The sequence below is a fragment of the Verrucomicrobiota bacterium genome, from assembly GCA_027622555.1.
GTDB lineage: Bacteria > Verrucomicrobiota > Verrucomicrobiia > Opitutales > UBA2995 > UBA2995.
The window spans coordinates 1-18272 of sequence record JAQBYJ010000105.1 but is presented as its reverse complement, the minus strand read 5'-3'; the positions used below and the strand labels follow the sequence as shown (position 1 = coordinate 18272).

General features: G+C 47.6%; 18 protein-coding genes. 4 read left to right on the top strand and 14 right to left on the bottom strand.

Features of this window, described 5'->3' with window-relative positions:
• Positions 1-50: 50 nt before the first annotated feature.
• The 4 genes from O3C43_20305 to pyrF form a co-directional block, all read right to left on the bottom strand.
• The gene (locus O3C43_20305; protein ID MDA1068835.1) at positions 51-1799 is read right to left on the bottom strand and encodes an ABC transporter ATP-binding protein; all 1749 of its coding nucleotides are present in this window, start codon (positions 1797-1799) and stop codon (positions 51-53) included.
• A gap of 64 nt (positions 1800-1863) precedes the next feature.
• On the bottom strand, positions 1864-2352 hold the full coding sequence (gene ispF / locus O3C43_20300) for a 2-C-methyl-D-erythritol 2,4-cyclodiphosphate synthase (GenBank protein MDA1068834.1): 489 nt from the start codon (positions 2350-2352) through the stop codon (positions 1864-1866).
• Positions 2353-2366: 14 nt separating this feature from the next.
• Complete coding sequence (locus O3C43_20295; protein ID MDA1068833.1) at positions 2367-3080, bottom strand: IspD/TarI family cytidylyltransferase; 714 nt, start codon at positions 3078-3080, stop codon at positions 2367-2369.
• Positions 3081-3087: 7 nt separating this feature from the next.
• Complete coding sequence (gene pyrF / locus O3C43_20290) at positions 3088-3780, bottom strand: orotidine-5'-phosphate decarboxylase (protein ID MDA1068832.1); 693 nt, start codon at positions 3778-3780, stop codon at positions 3088-3090.
• Between the two features lie 62 nt (positions 3781-3842).
• Here pyrF and ispE point away from each other — a divergent pair, with 62 nt between their 5' ends.
• On the top strand, positions 3843-4751 hold the full coding sequence (ispE, locus tag O3C43_20285; protein ID MDA1068831.1) for a 4-(cytidine 5'-diphospho)-2-C-methyl-D-erythritol kinase: 909 nt from the start codon (positions 3843-3845) through the stop codon (positions 4749-4751).
• A gap of 92 nt (positions 4752-4843) precedes the next feature.
• A complete protein-coding gene (ptsP, locus tag O3C43_20280) occupies positions 4844-6595 on the top strand; it encodes a phosphoenolpyruvate--protein phosphotransferase (GenBank protein MDA1068830.1) in 1752 nt (583 codons plus the stop codon).
• A 96-nt stretch (positions 6596-6691) separates the two neighbouring features.
• On the opposite strand, the gene O3C43_20275 is transcribed toward ptsP, so the two are convergent.
• The 4 genes from O3C43_20275 to O3C43_20260 all read right to left on the bottom strand — a co-directional run bounded on the left by O3C43_20275 (position 6692) and on the right by O3C43_20260 (position 9991).
• A complete protein-coding gene (locus tag O3C43_20275; GenBank protein ID MDA1068829.1) occupies positions 6692-7381 on the bottom strand; it encodes a glycosyltransferase family 2 protein in 690 nt (229 codons plus the stop codon).
• Positions 7382-7474: 93 nt separating this feature from the next.
• The gene (locus O3C43_20270) at positions 7475-7741 is read right to left on the bottom strand and encodes a DUF3303 family protein (protein MDA1068828.1); all 267 of its coding nucleotides are present in this window, start codon (positions 7739-7741) and stop codon (positions 7475-7477) included.
• Positions 7742-7849: 108 nt separating this feature from the next.
• Positions 7850-9067: a DUF3500 domain-containing protein gene (locus O3C43_20265; protein MDA1068827.1), complete on the bottom strand. Its 1218-nt coding sequence runs from the start codon at positions 9065-9067 to the stop codon at positions 7850-7852.
• A 114-nt stretch (positions 9068-9181) separates the two neighbouring features.
• Entirely contained in the window at positions 9182-9991 is an 810-nt protein-coding gene (locus O3C43_20260; GenBank protein ID MDA1068826.1) for a glycerophosphodiester phosphodiesterase family protein, read from the bottom strand.
• Positions 9992-10569: 578 nt separating this feature from the next.
• Here O3C43_20260 and O3C43_20255 point away from each other — a divergent pair.
• The gene (locus O3C43_20255) at positions 10570-11487 is read left to right on the top strand and encodes a prolyl oligopeptidase family serine peptidase (protein MDA1068825.1); all 918 of its coding nucleotides are present in this window, start codon (positions 10570-10572) and stop codon (positions 11485-11487) included.
• A 157-nt stretch (positions 11488-11644) separates the two neighbouring features.
• Here the strand turns inward: O3C43_20255 and O3C43_20250 are convergent, their stop codons facing one another.
• From O3C43_20250 to rimO, 5 genes are all read right to left on the bottom strand, one after another.
• Positions 11645-12910: an L-rhamnonate dehydratase gene (locus O3C43_20250; GenBank protein MDA1068824.1), complete on the bottom strand. Its 1266-nt coding sequence runs from the start codon at positions 12908-12910 to the stop codon at positions 11645-11647.
• Positions 12911-13195: 285 nt separating this feature from the next.
• Positions 13196-13399: a hypothetical protein gene (locus O3C43_20245; protein MDA1068823.1), complete on the bottom strand. Its 204-nt coding sequence runs from the start codon at positions 13397-13399 to the stop codon at positions 13196-13198.
• A 129-nt stretch (positions 13400-13528) separates the two neighbouring features.
• The gene (locus O3C43_20240; protein ID MDA1068822.1) at positions 13529-13876 is read right to left on the bottom strand and encodes a hypothetical protein; all 348 of its coding nucleotides are present in this window, start codon (positions 13874-13876) and stop codon (positions 13529-13531) included.
• Positions 13843-14031 carry a hypothetical protein gene (locus O3C43_20235; GenBank protein MDA1068821.1) on the bottom strand — a complete coding sequence of 63 codons (189 nt, stop codon included), beginning with the start codon at positions 14029-14031 and terminating at the stop codon, positions 13843-13845. Before O3C43_20235 ends, O3C43_20240 begins: the two co-directional genes overlap by 34 nt.
• A gap of 98 nt (positions 14032-14129) precedes the next feature.
• Positions 14130-15563: a 30S ribosomal protein S12 methylthiotransferase RimO gene (gene rimO, locus O3C43_20230; GenBank protein ID MDA1068820.1), complete on the bottom strand. Its 1434-nt coding sequence runs from the start codon at positions 15561-15563 to the stop codon at positions 14130-14132.
• 195 nt (positions 15564-15758) lie between these two features.
• On the opposite strand from rimO, the gene O3C43_20225 reads away from it, so the two are divergent.
• Complete coding sequence (locus O3C43_20225) at positions 15759-16904, top strand: hypothetical protein (GenBank protein MDA1068819.1); 1146 nt, start codon at positions 15759-15761, stop codon at positions 16902-16904.
• A gap of 9 nt (positions 16905-16913) precedes the next feature.
• Here O3C43_20225 and O3C43_20220 read toward each other — a convergent pair.
• Positions 16914-18272, bottom strand: a 1359-nt coding sequence (locus O3C43_20220) for an IS66 family transposase (GenBank protein MDA1068818.1), incomplete at its 5' end; no start/stop codon positions are given.

Sequence of the window (18272 nt, the reverse complement as noted above, 5' to 3'; positions counted from 1 at the left end):
ATTTCATATATAACCTTCTTATTGTATATAAGCAACTGACTGTCAATGAGTTAATTTATCAAAGTGCCCTTAAGTTGTTTGGAGTAAAGGGCAGTATACAAAGAATCTTCTTTATATAATTTGTCATGGGGACCCGAAGCGACTAAATTCCCATTCTCGAATACGAGGATTTCGTCGGCGAGGCGAATGGTGCTAAATCGGTGAGCTATGATAATTACCGTTTTTCCTTTCACCAGCGATGCAAGTGCCTTCTGGATTTCTTCCTCGCTATGTGAGTCCAGGGCTGAAGTGGCTTCGTCGAGAATTAGAATAGGAGAGTTTCTTAAAAAGGCTCTGGCAATGGCTATGCGTTGACGTTGACCTCCTGATAATTGGCCTCCGCGTTCGCCGGCCATTGTTTCATATCCGCTTTTGAAATCTGTTATAAATTCGTCAGCGTGCGCATTGCGGGCTGCCTGGTAAACTTCTTCTCGAGACGCATCCGGACGACCAATGAGTATGTTGTTAAAAAGCGTGTCGTTAAACAATACGGGGTGCTGGGAAACCACCGCAATTTGATCTCGCAAGTTTTTCTTTGTGAAATGTCGTATATCGGTACCGTCAATCCGAATACTTCCGGATGTTATTTCGTACAGTCGCGGAATCAGTTTGGCGAATGTAGACTTACCTGCGCCGCTGGGACCTACCAGTGCGATCACTGAACCTGGTTTTATTTGTGCATTTATATCTTTTAGGACGGGAACATCTGCATATCCAAAAGATACATCTTCAAATGTTATTTGGCCTTCGGGAATACCGCATTGAACAGGCATGTCCGGATCAGCTATTGAGTCAGGCTCGTCGAGAATTTCGTTGATCCGATCAATTGCTCCCTGGCATTTCTGAATATTTCCGTAAAGACGAAACACACGTTTGAGTGGGTCGTAGGTCATAAACATAACCCCGCCGATTGCCAGAAATGTCGAAAGCGGCACGGCGTTCTGATAACAAAAAACAAAGGTGGCAGCCACCAATGCGGATGCGAGAAACTCGACCAAGGGTTGCGCCATGCGTTCGTATTTAACCACCTTCATTTGTTTTCCGAATAGTTTTAACAGGAAAGTATCGAAAATTGAGATTTGTTGATCTTGCAGATTAAAGGTCCGAATTTCAGTGGTGCTATCGAGGTTTTCGCTTAAGGTCTCTGTCATTTCTCCTTGGGACTCCTGCATGTCCAGGCCGTGTTTTTTCAATCGGCGTCCTACAAAAAATACAGGTACCATTGCCATGGGTGCTGCCAGTAGGATGAATACTATAAATATAACTTCATTTTCCTGCATTGAGAGATAGACGAGGTAACTGAACGCACCTAAGACCTGAAGTGGATAGGCGAAAATTCCGTTGGCAGTTTCCTGCAGCGTGTTTTGTAACAGGGTTGTATCTGAAAGTATCCTTGATAGCAGGTCCCCGCTTCTGTTTTTGTCATGGTAGGCTAGGGGGAGGTGTTGAATCTTGGAAAACAGATCCAATCGGATGCCTTTCAGAATGGTTAATCCACAACTGTTCATCCAAAGCTGATTGAAGTAGCCTGTTATTCCCCGGAGCAGAAAAACTCCCGGAAGCTGCCCGGCTATAATGAATATCTCTAGCCCCGTATAAGCTCCGTGTCCGGATTCGAACACCTCGGAAAACACGTACTTAATAAAATAAGGTACCCCAAATCCACTGGCAACGCCTGAAATAACCCCAGCGATTACTCCCAGTATAAAAACCCGCCTGCAGGAAACGAGGTAACGACGAAATGCGAAAAATTTATTCAATATAAGTTTGGGTAGTTCTTTAACTCAGACCCGTTTGAGTCTTGGTCGTTCATTTTACAAACATTCAAATCTTGTTTAGAAGGCAAACCGCGTGTGCGGCGATACCTTCGCCAGCTCCTAATGCTCCGATTCTTTCCTGGGTGGTGGCTTTGATTCCAATACAGCCTGCCGGGATTTTCAGGGTTTTGCTTAAAACGGCTTTCATTGCATCAATGAAGGGCGATACCTTGGGTTTTTCAGCGATAATGCAGCTATCAATGTTTCCAATGGAATAACCCGCATCATAAGCGAGTTGTGCTGCCTTGGCCAATATGATCTGGGAATCGATGCCTTCGATGGCTGGGTCGGTGTTTGGATACTGGTGCCCAATATCAGGTAATCCGCAAGCTCCCAATATGGCATCCGCAAGGGCATGAGTGAGACAATCTGCATCTGAATGGCCCTCTAGGCCTTGGTCACAGGGTATTTCCACACCCCCCAATACTAATTTGCGATCGGGGGCAAATCGGTGAATGTCATAGCCGAATCCGATTCGGTAAGGAAGTTTACTCATAAAATTGAGATGACTTAGTCTTCTTCAGCCCGTTGTTGCAACAAAAGTTCCGCAAGGGAGAGATCTTCCGGATGAGTGATTTTGGGGTTGGGAAATGTGTTTTCAATCAATGTGACTTTATATCCATAGTGAGAGATGGCCGCCGTATCGTCGGTTACCCTGATTTCCTCTTCCTCGAGTTTGTTATAGGCGTCCCGGATTAGTTTAAATGAAAATGCTTGGGGAGTCTCCATTGCCCATATTCTGCTGCGGTCTAAATCAGTTAGATCTGCCAGTCGGAGGCTCTTGGAACCAACTGGCAGTTTTTTTATGGTATCGACCACACGATGAGCAAGTACGGCAGAATTGTCCTTTAGCATCGCTTCATGGACCTGCTTTATTGAATCGGGCTTAACTAGCGGACGTGCGCAGTCATGAATCATTACAAATTCCGTATCTTCAGGCATTGATTGTAATGCATTGAAAACGGAATCTTGTCTTTCCACCCCTCCTTTGATCCAGGCGATAGGTTTCTTCGTTAGTGGAACCAACAGGTCTTCGAGCACTGATCTCTGTGGGTCATCCCGGTAAATAACTGTGTAGCTTGAAATGACTTCGGCTTTCTCAAAGGCGACCACGCTGTACTCGAAAATTACTCGCCCTTTCAACTCGGCTAAAACTTTATCCAATGCGATCCCTTGCATTCGGTTACTGGTCCCTCCGCACAGTAGAATTGCTGCCGTTTTCATGTTCAGGTCAAACAAGCTCAGCGTTTATCGCCTGTACGGCATCTCGAGGAGATTCAGCCTTATAAATCGGCCTTCCAACAACAATATAATTGGATCCATTGGCCGCTGCCTGAGCCGGAGTGACTATCCTTTTTTGGTCGTCTGCTGAGCTGCCGCTTGGTCGAATTCCAGGTGTCACGAATTGAAGGCTATCTCCAAAATCAGGTACCAGGATATCCAGCTCCTTCGCAGAACACACAAGACCCGGGATTCCTGCTTCAACAACGGCACCAGCAAGATTGTGGACTTGATTCTGAGGCGTGGTTGGCACACCGACCCGGCGCAGTTGGGCTTCATTCATTGTGGTAAGCACAGTGACTCCAAGCAGAAGCAGGTCCGGTTTTAGATCGCGACGGACCTGGTTTGCGGCCGACATCATTTCTATACCTCCACTGCTATGGAGAGTCAGCATGTCAATTGGCAGGTGGCTGAGGCTTTGAACAGCTTTCGCAACTGTGTTGGGAATATCGTGAAGTTTAAGGTCGAGGAATATCTTAAACCCAAGGCCGGATACCTCGTTGACCCAGTCCTGCCCGTAGGCGGTAAACATTTGTAAGCCAATTTTCACCCATCTTAGGTCGGGTCCTATTTCCTGTAGCAGGGAACGGGCTTCATCACGCGATTCCATATCGAGTGCTAAAATAAGTTCACAGGACTTCATAAAAGGTGATTATCGGAAATTTTTCAGTTGAGGCACACTCAAGGGTGACCAGCGTAATGGGTATGAAAGCCAACAGCACAATCCGATTATTTTCCCCTGCCAAGGTAAATCTGCTTATAGCAGTGACCGGCAAACGGGCGGACGGATTCCACGATCTTGTATCCTTGGTCTCACCGATCTCTTTCGGTGATTATGTGTCAATCACCTTATCGGATAAACCGGGATCGATTGATCTTATTTGCGATGCTCCAGCGGTGCCGACAGGAGAATCAAATCTGGTGGTAGCAGCGGCCAAATCTTTCCTGGAAAAAATAAATTCTCAGGCTGGCCTCACGATTGAGCTCGAAAAAAATATCCCTATGGAAGCTGGGCTGGGGGGAGGCAGTAGCAATGGGGCGACCACGTTGTTGATTCTGAATCAATTGTTTGATGAACCATTGAGTTTTGATGAATTAGGCGATCTTGCAGCCGGTTTAGGCTCAGATTGTCCTTTGTTTCTATACCGTCAACCGCTGCTGATGCGCGGCCGGGGTGAACGAATTGAAATGCTGAAGAAGGAATTAATTGAAGCTCTTGAAGGTCGGAAACTGGCCATTTTTAAGCCCGATTTTGGAGTATCCACAAGTTGGGCCTATAACCAATTGGCAAAGGATGCCCGATTGTATGCCGAAAGTGACTCTTTGGAAAACGCTATCGAAAGGTGGAAGGCCGGGGATCTGCCTATATTCTATTTGCTGAAGAATTCGTTTGAGAAACCTGTTTTTGAGAAGTTTATCGCAATACCCGCATTGTTTGACCTGGTCGAAGAGGTCACTGGTCTCCGCTGCCTGATGAGTGGGAGTGGAAGTTGTTGCTTTGCATTTGTGGATAACGATGCAGATATCGAACCGCTAAAATCCCTGGTTCATGATGCTTGGGGCAAACACTCGTTTTTCCAGGTGTGTGAGCTGGGGCTTCTTTCAAATAATTGAGGTTAGCGGCGCTTTAGCTTCATTTGATAAAAACCTTTGCGCTTCAGTTGGTTATTGCAGAATATCTTTTCTCAAATAACTCATCTACCTAAATGGCATCAGGACAAGGAACGGAACAAATATTTAAAGGCATTGCGGCAGCGCCTGGAGTGTCGTTGGGAAAAGTCTTCGTCCATGTTGAAAACAACCTTTATGTACCAAACTACGAAGTTGGTGGGGAGGCGTTTGACAGCGAGATCAAGCGTTTCGAAATAGCTTTGCTTAAGACCCGTCATGATATTTCTGAAATTCGCAATCAAGTAGCACAACGGCTGGGAGAGGAAGAGGCGCAGATATTTGATGCGCATCTTATGGTGTTGGAAGACCCTGCGCTGATTGACGAAACCATTTCAGAAATGCAAGAAAACCACTGGAATGTTGAGTTTTCTTTCCATAAAACATCCCAGAAGTATATAGATGCGTTTCAGAGAATTGATGATGATTTCATCAAAGAAAGGATGAACGATATCAAGGATGTTTCCCGGCGAATTCTTTATAACCTGGCAGGAGAAACCCTGGAATCGCTCGAAACAATTGATGAAAAACAGATTGTTGTGGCGCACGATTTTACGCCTTCGGATGCCGCGGCCATCAAAAAGGAATTTCTCCAAGGATTTGTTACGGAGGCTGGAAGTCGTACCAGTCATGTGGTCATTATGGCCAAGGCCTTGAATGTCCCTGCCGTGGTGGGTGTGCATGAAATTCTCAAATCGCTGCAACAAAACGATGAAATTATTATCGATGGATTTGAAGGATTGGTGATATTAAATCCATCTCCCGATACCTTATTTCAATACGGAGAAAGTAAGAAAGCCCGTGATGTCCAGGAGCAGGAGTTTCTTAAGCATTCCAGCGAACCTGCGATCACTCTGGATGGTTTGCAGATCAATGTTTTTTCCAATATTGAGGATAATGATGAGATTCCCCGGGTAGTTGATTTGGGTTCTGACGGGATCGGCCTTTACCGAACCGAGTATCTGTTTTTGGGCTCGGGTAACTTTCCAACCGAAGAAGAACAGTTCAAGGCTTACCGGGAAGTGGTTCAGTCTTTAGGGGATCTTCCGGTTATTTTGCGCACCTATGATTTAGGAGGGGATAAAGTATTACAGAGAAAGGATCTTGTTGGAAAAGAAGATAACCCATTTCTTGGCTGTCGAGCGATTCGCTTCAGTTTATTATATCCCGAGATATTTAAAGATCAACTACGGGCGATGCTGCGGGCAAGTGTATTCGGAAATCTAAAGATAATGTTTCCGATGATTAGTAGTTTAGATGAGCTTCAATCGGCAAACAAACTTGTGGAAGAAGTTAAGAATGAGCTGAAATCAGCCGGTGTGCATTATGATGACTCGACTGAAGTTGGAATCATGATCGAGATTCCTTCAGCCGCCATTATTTGTGATATCCTCGCAGACCATTGTGACTTTTTTAGCATCGGGACCAATGACCTTATGCAATATATGCTCGCGGTTGATCGCGGAAATGAGCGTGTTGCGAGTTTATATGAACCGTGTCACCCGGCAGTGCTTAGATTACTAAAGCAAATCATTGAACAATCGAATATCAACGAACAACCATTGAGTATCTGTGGTGAATTAGCCGGTGACCGAATTTTTATCCCACTGCTGATCGGTCTCGGCATGCGTAATCTCAGTGTATCTCCCGCATTGGTTCCGGCCATCAAATACCTTATTCGAAAAATTTCCATTGAAGAAACGGAAGCATTGGCGTCTCAAGTATTGCAGATGTCCGATGCAAATGAAATTTTTAAGAGTTTAAAGCAATTTTTCTCTACTAAAAAGTAATAGACGTCGACTGTGTCGATAAGGGAAAACAAAGAAAGAGCAGATCCGAACACTCCTTCGGAAATGCGATCTTGGAACAAGTGGTTACGTGCCGAACTAGCGAAACAGATTGTATTTAATAATCGCGTAAGCTGCTCTCAGACCATCTGTCCATTGGATCTTTTTTCCTTCCTTATAAGTGCGACCATTGTAGGAAATACCAACTTCGAAAATCCTGATATCCAGCTTTGAAACTTTTGCTGTTATTTCCGGTTCGATGCCAAAGCGGTTTTCTTCAAGCTGAATTTTTTCGATAACCTCCCGGGTGAATACCTTGTAACAGGTCTCCATGTCGGTGAGGTTTAAATTCGTCATCATATTCGAAAACAGGGTGAGCAGTTTATTCAGGATCATATGCCAGAAATACAATACCCTGTGGGGCCGACCTCCCATAAAACGTGAGCCATAAACAACATCGGCTTTTCCTGTAAAAATGGGTTCCAGCAGGGTGGGGTAATCCACGGGATCGTATTCCAGGTCTGCATCCTGGATGAGGAGGATATCACCTGTGGCCTTTTCAAAACCTGCTCTCAAGGCAGCGCCTTTTCCTTGATTGGAATCCTTCAGGATTAGATGGTCATACAGACCGTTTATGTGTTCCAGGAGGAACTCTCTTGTCCCATCCGTTGAGAAATCATCTACCACTATAATTTCCTTATTTGTAATAGAAGAAGCCTGGACCGCTTTTAAAATTGGTTCGATCGTTGGACGTTCATTGTAGCAGGGAATAATGATGGAAACTTTCATGGGGTCGGGGATTATATAACCACTTGCATTTGAAATAATAAAGCTCAGGGAATTTACTTTCCCTGAGCTTTGACGAAAACAATGATCTGCAGCTTAGGAGCCAAGGACGCGGGCAATTGCCTCATCCCCAATAACTGGAGTAACATCAAATGTGAGGAGATCCGTCCAGCTTTGGGTCCACGTGAACAATGCTTCTGCGTTATCAGTTTCAGCCACCATAAAACCGTATAGTCCGGCAACGCTGTGCCAGCGGCCTAACATGGTTACACCTTCTGGAGGGAGAGCGCCTGTCGAAGTAAAACGGTCTTGAGCTTCATTCCGGTTGTCTGTCGCGATTTCGTAGGAGATATGGAACAGCATATTTTTAACGGGTTCTGGTTATGATTGATTGTACGTTTTTACTGAGGCCTTTAAGAATTATGGAATGGCCTTGCCGCTTTCAATTTTAAAGTTCAGCGACCTTCAGTCCTAATTGTGGTGATGCTTTTCGCGATGCTGCCGTAAGAGGTCTTTTCCATAATCATTCCCATTGGGTGTGCGAATGACGGCGTGAATGTGCTGCCTGATGGGTTTTCGTTCAGGAAACTGTTGTCTCAGACCAACCGGGTTTTGGTGATCGAACTCGATCAAAGCGACCGGGCTGTGTATCCGGTAATAAAAAACTGAATCATCCTCAGTGCCACCTTTCCATGCAAAGTAAGTGTGGTCCCAGTGTTCTTTAATTTCCGTCATGCGTACTTCGGCATGGCCTTCGTTCAAGTATCCTATGTAGATACCGATTACTTCTTGAAGCACCTTCGTTTGTTTCTTATTCAGCTCAGTTACGAGCAAACCTTCGAAGGGGATAATCTCGTTGTCTTTAAACGCCTCCGTCTGGTTATCATTCCCCGTCTTTTCCGATGATAGCACTGCCTTCGACTTTTGCGCAGGAGTCAGGTCTTGGGCAAAGGCCAGCGCCTTGTTTTGTTCATCCTGCATAATGGCAATGCCCTTGTACTTTCCGGATTCTGCGATCATGGGTTCGGAGCCTATGAAGGTCGGGGTAGCCACGACTTGATCACCCAGGACAAAGAAGTTGATAATCAGGTGATGACCGTCGATCTGCCAACCCCAGGGTTCCGTGGCGGACGGTTCCCCCATGATGGTTATGAAATACGCCCACTCGCCGAGCATAAACTGACTGCCCTGCATTTCACCCAACGTGTGGTTGAGTTTCATGATATCCCTGGAGAGCTGAAAGCCCTTGGAGCTGAGTGAAGCCCTGATAAGGTCAAAGGCTTTTTCTTTTTGGTCCTCGGTCATGTCCTCAAAGCCCATGCCCCAACGATCGTAGAAGTGCTGGTTCATCCACTGCCTCCACTCCGGACTATCAACCGGGTAAAGTGTCTCCTTCTTCTGCTCGTCGCTTAAAGATTTTAAAAATGCCTCCGCTGCTTTCTGGATGGAACCGGTGGAAACCCCGGTAGGTTTGATTTTGAACAATCCTGCTTGGATCGTTCCATTCTCTGTAATGCCAACGAAAGGGGTACCTTCCAGACCGGCTTCCATCTGACGCGAGCGTTCTGCCGCCTGTTGCAGTTGCTGTTCCGGTGAGCCTCGTTGAGCGGAAAGGTTGGCTTGAAAGGATAGGATAGCGAAAAAGCATACAAGAACTTTGGAGACGTGGATGTTGTTTCTGAGCTTCATGGATTGAATTGGGATAGTGATTTGAAGAGCTTACTCTGATTGCGTGTAAACTATCTTTCCAATGAGGATAGGATCAATGCAAAAGGATTAACTCTGGATACTCGGATCGACTGATTAAAGAGCTTTCTTGCGCATGCGGGATACCATCTCAGGGAAGTCGGTAAAAATGCCGTCGACGCCGTATTGAATGAGTTCCTTCAGTTCATCGTTTTTAGCTTCCATGGAAGTTGTCCAGACGATGTTTCCCAAAGAATGGACTTCATCGATGAGTTGCGGGTTTTCTCTTATCCACTCAGGCCAGAGTCGGATGATATCCACACCTGCTCGAGAGTAGGTCTCTATGTCTTTCTGTTCCGGGATGAACGCCAAGGTGCGCAGGTTGGCATTGAGGGATTGGATGTCTTTGAGTTCTTCCAGCGATCGAACGGCCGCAATCACATTCAAAACGTGGCCGTGCTTTTCTGTGAGTCGGACGATCTTTGTCAGTTCAGGTAAAGAAGTTACTTTTAGGTCCAGCAACAATTGAGCATTAGTTTCAGCAACCAATTCAAGCACTTCCTCGTAAGTGGGAATACTTTCGCCCATGCCAGCATCCAGTTTTTTCAACTCTCGCAAACTGTATTCAACCACCAGACCTTTCCCGTTGGTTGTGCGATCCAAGGTGGAATCATGCAGGATAATGATCTCCCCATCCTTGCTGCTACGAAGGTCGATTTCTACCACCTCACTCTCGAACTCAATGGCTTTGCGAATCGCCAGTAGTGTGTTTTCCGGATATTCGGGAACCACTCCTCCGCGGTGTGCGATCGACATCACGCTGCCATTGGGTCCGGGAATAATTCCAGTTACTTTCCCTTGGCTCATTTGACTGAAGAGAAAGAAGACAGATACAAATGTGAAAAGAGTGGGGCGGAGATTTTTCATGAAACTTAAGTAGGGGTTGGTATTATTTGATATACAAAGATGGTGGGTCAATGGCTTTTGGAATTAGAACCGAAACTTTAAATCCGAAACTGCAGGAACTGGTTCAGTGGCGATTTCCTGGGAACGCCAAGCCTCAGCTTGGCATCTTTAGATTAGATCGCAGCTAAAGCATTCCTACCTCCGATTATCGGTCCCTTACTCTATTGGAAAAGGAGAAACTCGATCTAAGGGTGTAATTCTTTGGACTGGGTAAGTCCCCGGCGGCGGCTTCGGCGAAGCAACCCTACCATAATGATCCAAGGCCAATGTAATTTTGAACCCAGCCGTAGATTGTCGTAATTAGTTCCCTAGCTTAAGACGAAATTGTAGGAGGGGATTTATCCCCCGATCGCTTGGTAGAGCTTCGAACAATCGGGGGATAACCCCCCTCCTACAGTGGCTTCAGTCCTCTATATCAAAGACCTGGAGATATTACTCCTACATTCGAGCTCCAAGTTTTTCTGTTGAAAAATTCTCACGATTAATTCCTGACTTTATAAAAAGGTTGCCGGAATGTTCCGCTTGTGCGGAGATAATTCATGGCCACATGCTTGCTGAAAGGGGAAATGATTTTGCGCGCTTTTTTACTTATTGTCCTTTGTGCGGTTTGCGTTGTGTCCGCCGCGGCACAATCAGACTCCAAGGGTGAACCTGTTCCACTTTCCCTTTCACCGGTTATGGATCTACGAGCTGAGACCAAGGATGGGCAAACGGCGGAGGCTTCTTATCGCTTGCCTTCCGGCAAGGGTCCATTTCCGGCGATCATTTTTATTCACGGAACCTTAAATACTTCCAAACAATCCGCGCGGCACAACACCTTAACAAAAAGCCCTACGCACAACCGGTTTCTTGCGATGGGATTTGTGATCGTGCAGTCGACCTTTCGCACTTACATTGAAAACCCGCAGGATCAGGGACCTGTATTGGATAACCTGGCCGTCATTCAAGCGGTGCGGGATCTGGAGGAAGTGGATCCTGAAAGTATAGTAGTCATGGGTGGTAGCGGTGGTGGTAGCATCGCCATGGACTTGATCACTCGTACACGTCTCAGTGCGGCCATCGCTGGGGAACCGGCATCCATTATTTTTGCCGGCATGCTGAATGTGAACGCTACCGATCAAGAAGATCGTTTTGCATCCATGAATGATCCCCAAAAATATTACACGTCCGAGATTCAGGAATTGGTGCAGAAAAAAGTCCGCCAATTTACGACCCCGCTCCTCATCCTTCATGGCGATGTGCATCCCATCAAGGACGTGAATATGGATTACATCATTCCGGAAATCCGGAAACTTGAAAAACCATTGAAAGTCATCATCTATCCGGGCCAACCGCATGGATTCTATTGGGGAGCAAAACCCGACGCGAAAGTTTTCAATTCCATGATGGATGATATCCAGATGTTTGTTTCTCCCAAGTTGAAAACGCAGCCGAAGGAATGGATCGCGGGGAATTGAGGAAGGAAGATTAGATGTTAAGGTGTCGGGTGTCAGGAAAAGAAAATGTAGGAGTTAGCTTGCTGACGATTGGTAAATCAAGGAGTTGTCGATTCGCAACCTAGGTCGCTCCTACAGTATTGAGCATCCCAATAAAACTATAAACCCGGAGGTACCCTCACGCAACTTCCATATCCCAGCCGAAGCCGGGCTCTTCGGAAGGTCGCATATAGATCCCTTCCGGGCCCCGGGTCAGGTTGTTGTCTTGTTCGTAGCGTTCGTAAACGATATCCGGTCCACCGGGAGCGGGCATGAACATTTCGGCCCAGGGGCTGTTGGTTGTGGCCATGACAAAGTGAATGGCGTCCCGCTGTCCTCCTCCATGGGGAATAACGGGTATGTCGTAGGCCGAGGCAAGAGCGCCGATCCGGCGAAGCTCGGTTAATCCACCACACCAATGGATGTCGGGTTGCCAGATTTCGGCACCGTTTGTCCGAAGCAGCTGGCGGAATCCGTAACGCGTGTAGACGTGCTCACCGGTCACGATGCGCGTGGATTTGATCTGCTCGCGCAGTCGGCCGAAACCTTCGTAGTCATCGGGAGGCAGGCACTCTTCCATCCAGTAAACGTCGTAAGGTTCGAATGCTTCGCAGAGCTCAATCGTATAGCGCTCGGTCAGAGCCATCCAGCAATCCATGGCCACCACGCCATCCGGACCGACGGCTTCGCGTGCTCGCTTCACCAGCTCAACATTTTTGCGAATGCCTTCTTTTTCGTCCGCCGGTCCATGGGGCAGGGCCAGTTTGAGTTTGGTGAAACCGAATTCCACGTGCTGCTCAATATCGTTGCCGGTGCAGTAGGCCGGGATTCGCGATTTGGTTTCACCGCCGAGTAGACGGTATACGGGCAACCCCCAGGCTTTGCCCGCAATGTCCCATAGTGCCAGATCGACTCCGCTGATGGCATTGGGCACGACGCCTTTCCGCCCGTAGGACAGGGTCGCGCGCCACAGGATGTCCCAGATGCGTTCAATGTTCAGCGGGTTTTCGCCTAACAGGAGCTTGGTAAGGTGGCCTTCGATAATGGGACCTCCACCAGGCCCGCCCCTGCCGAGACCGGTGATACCTTTATTCGTCCCGATCTCAACCCAGAAACTAGAGACACCTCCAGTATCCGGCTGAAAGAGACTGCGGGTCGCTTTGTACTTGGGATAAATGGAAACCGGATTGGCAACCTCAACCCCTCCGGTTGACCAGGATCCCGCGGCTGGTTTGTAGGAAGGTACTGGGCGCTTGGGCCGTGGGTTAACGATGCGAATCGAGGTGATCTCAAGATCCGTTTCCGGAGACGGAGCGGAATTGTGATTTTTTGAAAGGAGCTCTTTGGGCAGTAATGAAGCAGCCGCCCCGACTCCGAAAAGTTTAAAAAGATTTCTGCGTTCCATGACGAACGATGTAACTGGAAGGAGTGGTTTGAGTAAACCAGAAAAGGTGGATGAAGATTCGTTAGTAGGAGCGGTTTTTGTTCGCGACTCGTAGGTCAAAATGCAAACTGGGGCCTGGCTTTCCCGGGGTGATCACAGTGAATGCAGGTACTTCTATATTCCTGGGTAAGCCCTCATTTTGAAAAGGAAACACAACGGCAGAGCAAGGATGCTTTTACCCTACCAATTCACCGCTTTCGGGCAGGGCGATGGCGTCTCGCCCCGCCGATTATTTTTGAGTGTTTTCTAGCCGTAGACCAAAGATTCTGCAGATGGACTCACCGCTTCCTCCCTTGGCACAGCAAACAAGTCGTAGACATCGGCGTCGATAATTTCGACATCGGCGAATTCACCGATGGGCAGGGCACTGCCGACGTAGACACGGCCGTCGATATCGGGGGCGTCGGCTTTCGATGCCGGGTGATATAAAGATTTAGTCTTCTGATTCACTTTGGCTCTCAAGAAAGCGTCTATCCATAATATCTTTCTCTCGATTACCTTGTTTGAACCGAAGCATTAATTCCGCATTTGCGAAGGGTATTTTTACTCCCTGAATATCTACCCAATCGATAACTGGCTCTACTTCAGAATAGGAGATACCGAGGCTTCCGTCATGAGGTCTATTGTAATTTCGTCATTCACTCGAACCACGACCCAATTGGCTATGTCCTCATCACCCAGTTCCCGGATTGCCTTGTCTGGAAGAGTGTCCAGAGCTTGTTTTACTCGATTCTGATTTTCTTTGTCTTTGGCAATTAGTAGATCGAGGTCTTCAGTGGCTCGTATAAATCCTAAGCGATTTATATCAACCCCTCCAATGACAATATAATTTGCTGATACTTTGTTTAATTCTCGAGCAAGACTGACCAGGTCATGTTCGTCGGGGGGACGAGTTACTTCTTCTTCTTCTGGCGGTTTTTTTCCCATTCCTCTACCTCTTCCCAAGTTCGAAACCGCTGAATTCCAAAAGGCTCTCCGGATCGTGGAGCTACCAGAGCCGCTCTTCTTTGATTTCTTCCAAACCGAATGATCGGGGAATCTTTCAATTTTCCAAGCTCACGCATTCCGATGGAGGATTTCATGTCATTTAATCTTTTTGTGAGGCAATTGCTAGCGAATGGTCCAGTTTGAAGCAATACGAATACTTTCCATGCCTGTTGACTCCTACATTTCAATGGGACTACTGAGAAACCAAGCTATCTCCAGAAGGAGTCACTGCTTCTTCCCTTGGAACAGCAAACAAGTCGTAGACATCTGCGTCGATGATTTCGACATCGGCGAATTCACCAATGGGCAGGGCACTGTCGACGTAGACGCGGCCATCGATGTCGGGGGCGTCAGCCTGGCCGCGGGCAATGCCGGTTTTCTCGACCAGGACACGGATGGTTTTGCCGATAAAGGATTCGCTTACGTCGAGGGACACTTCCTGTTGGGCGGCCATGGCGCGGTGCCAGCGGGCTTCCTTGGTTTCGTCGTCGAGCTGGTCGTCGCGCTTGGCAGCACGGGTGCCTTCTTCTTGCGAGTAACGGAAGAGGCCGAGGCGCTCAAACTTGGTTTCGGTCATGAAATCCAACAGTTCCTGGAAGCACTCTTCTGTTTCACCGGGGAAACCAGCGATGAAGGTGGTACGGATCGCGATGCCCGGAATGCCGGCGCGGATGCGCCCGATGAGGTCGCGGATGTAGTCACCGTCGGTTTCGCGTTTCATTTCTGAAAGCATATGATCGGAGATGTGTTGCAGAGGAATGTCGATGTAGCGGGCTACCTTGGGGCACTCGGCAATCGTCTGGATGAGTTCGTCACTCCAGTGGGCCGGGTGAGTGTAAAGCAGGCGGATCCAGAAATCCCCTTCAATGGCGTTGAGTTCACGGAGAAGGGTAGTGAGTGAATCGCCGCGAGTGGAGTCGACCTCGGAACGTGGGTTAGGACGTTGCTCCCAGCGGTCCATGCCGAAATAGGTGGTGTCTTGGGAGATAAGGTTAATTTCCTTCACTCCTTCTGCTACCAATTGGCGGGCTTCTTTTACGACGGATTCGATGGTACGGCTGCGGTGTTGCCCACGGATTTTGGGGATGATGCAAAATGAGCAGGGGTGGTTGCAGCCTTCAGCAATCTTGATGTAGGCAAAATGCTTGGGAGTGAGGCGAAAGCGGGGCGTGTCGAAATCGGGAATGTATTTTGATTTTCCTTCGACATAGTTTTTGGGTGCTTCTTTGGGCTGTCTTTCTTTTCCGAGGAGTTCCTCAATCACCTCCGTTACCTTGGTCAGTTGGTCCAACCCGATAAAGGCATCCACTTCCGGGATCAGGTTGGGAAGCTCATTCGAAAAACGTTGTGCCATACAGCCGGCCACAATCAGTTTCTGGTTGCCGTGCCTTTTGTTCAGTCCGCGGTCGCGATGCGATTCCAGGATGGTATTAATACTTTCCTCATTGGCGGAATCGATGAATGAGCAGGTATTTACGATCAACACATCCGCCTCTTCGTGTTCTGAGGTCAATTCCATGCCGGCCTTGTACATGTGACCGATCATGATTTCAGAATCGATCAGGTTTTTGGCGCAGCCAAGAGATATGAGACCTACCTTAGTAGTTTGTTTGGAGATTGTGGACACGGTATTTTAAAAAGTTTCGCCACAGTGGAGAACTGAATTATGGAGTCAAGAGGGTTTGATGCTATGATGGAAATGATGAAAATACAGGTTTTCCGCATAAATGATTGAGTGATAATCGTAAATCATGGTTCTTCGTGCCGGTCTGCCTTCGTCTGATTGACAGCTATGCCTATTAGTTACTAACGTACTGAGCATATGGTCACTCTGTTCTCCCTTCGGTTTAAACGCATTGTTTTGAGACTTTGCGGACTGGTTTTAACGGTTTGCCTACCACTCGGAATACTTTCCAATTCGGTATCCGGTCAGACGTTGCTCGAACAGGTTTACAACGATGATGCCGATAGTCTAAGTGTTCGGTTATCGTTGGCGGTAGATCCAAACGATTCCATCGCAAAAGGTGATCAGGATTACACGATGCATTTCGGCCTACTTTCACCGGATGGATACAAAATATATCCTCAGGGAAGTTCGACAACAATCCGCAACAGTAATTGTGGTTATGTCCTTGATGAAGCGACGGGTATTATTACCTGGGAAATTTTATGGCATTTTCCTCTAGGTTTGCTGGTGCCTGCCGTAGTTGATCTGCAGCTTTGTGTTATTATACAAAATGTTTATGGAAAGATTATTTGGGAGGGAAATCTGGGGGACGTTTTTCAGCGGTCCGACGATGGGGTGCAAAATGATTCCCGGCCCAGGATTTCATTAGAGCCGACCACCTTACCTCCTTTCAGTGGGGGAGGATCCAATTTAGACCTGATTGTAAAAGCCTACAATCATAGTTTAGTTGGGCTAGGTGATTTTTTTGATTTAGCACCGAGGGATGGGTCAACGGATACCGGAGTTAAGAGAACATTTGAGGGACCGGAATTGTTAAGTGTGGACGAAACCTGTGAGGTTTGGAAAAGACCTTTTCATATTTACCGGAGAGGTTCTTCTACCGTGGCTCGATATTGGTTAATTGTATGGTTTGGGGGTCTTGGTCAGATCTATTGTCCCTTCGACTTAGACTTATCAGGTGACACGCTTGAAGATATTCTTGGCCCGGAACTTTTGACTTCCGATTGGTGTACCAAAGCGGAGGACCCGACTTACCTGGACCTGTATCCATTATGGGGGCGTGATGCCACCACCAATGTTTATGCCAATGCGGTCATTCGAGACGACACCGCAATTGACCCCAGGCGCGTTTTCTTTTTCGTCAATAACGAGATTTGTATTGAGGATTCGTTTTTTCCGATCGGGTTTGGTCAACATTTCAAGGGCGATTGTGTGGAGGGCACCTTTCGATCAAATATTGTAACTACTCAGGTGTTCAAGGCAACGGGATCTTCCGCGTAATTAAGCGGGTCAATAATCCGGGGGCAAAACAGTACTGTCAAATGCCTTTACCAGAGCATCCCACGCCATCACTCCATTCTTCTGTTGGGTGGAGATATAGGAGCGGATGCGGGCAAATATTTCAGCGTTTTGAACCGTCCGGAACCCGCCGGATATTTTCTGTTTCACTTTCACCATTCGTATGTCCTGCTCAGCCTGGTTATTGCTGAAGGGTATTTGCGCATCCCAGATAAAGGCCAATATTTCGTCCCGGTATTTATCCATGCGCTCGAGCAGGTTTCTCGATTTGGTTTTCTTTTTGCGGCCCCGTTTCTTTTTTGTGCCCGGCGGATCATCGATCTGCGGGTTCTCCCGGTAGCCTTCCGCAATAATTTTCCCATAACGAACATGCCAACTTCGCTTACTTTTATGGGCGAGATCTTCCGGCGAAGCCATGCTGTGGCAATAGGCGTCTTCCAGGAGTTGTTTCATCTTTTTAGCCCAAGATTGCTTGAGTTGTTCTTCGGCGAAAACCAGTTCGCGTATCAAATGGGGGTTACACAGCGAATGCGCACAGTTTTTCAAACGAAAATAGGCGGACCAGCAATCGTGAACCAGCCGCCCGGTGAAGTTTTCCAACAGGCCGAAGTCCTTCAGCGCTTCATAGCCCCGCCTGGCGTGGATTCCCAGAAAGGTATAACGCCCGTTGCACAGCGTGTGCAGCCAATGGGTTTTCCCGCCGATCTTCAATCCAGTCTCATCCGCATGGGCTATGGAGCATTTTTCCAGGATTTCCTTCAGACGTCTTTCAAAGGCTTCCAGATGCCCATGGCACTGTTGGCGAGCCTTCAAGATCGTGTCCTCGCTGACCCGGCAACCATATAAATCCGCGCACATCTCACGTATCCGATTCAACGGTACGAGTTGGTAATCACTCAGATACACCAGCCAGCTCAGAAATTGTTTCCCATATTGCACCGGAGCGCTCACACCTTCGGGGACTTCCGCTGTAACGATACGGCCCGAAGAGTTGCGGTACTGATATATCCAATGTTCATCCACCCATAATTTCGGTTCGGGAAGATCGAACACCTGACGCTTGATGATATGCACGATGTCTTTGTCGCCTAAACTCTCTCCGCTTATAGGACAACGCGACAAGCTGTGCTTTATGACCCGGTCCGGATCTTCGATCAATTCCAATGTCTTGCCGCTATGTCCCGGCTGACCACCGCTTTTACGGCGCCCCTTTTTACGCAGGCTTTTCGGCTTGGGCTTATTATACCCATCACTACTGGGCGGCTTTGAACTGTTGCGGCTGTTTGTGGCTAGTTTTTGCTCAAGTATTTCGACCCGCTCCATTAGGTCCAAAAGCAGTTCAACGACTGC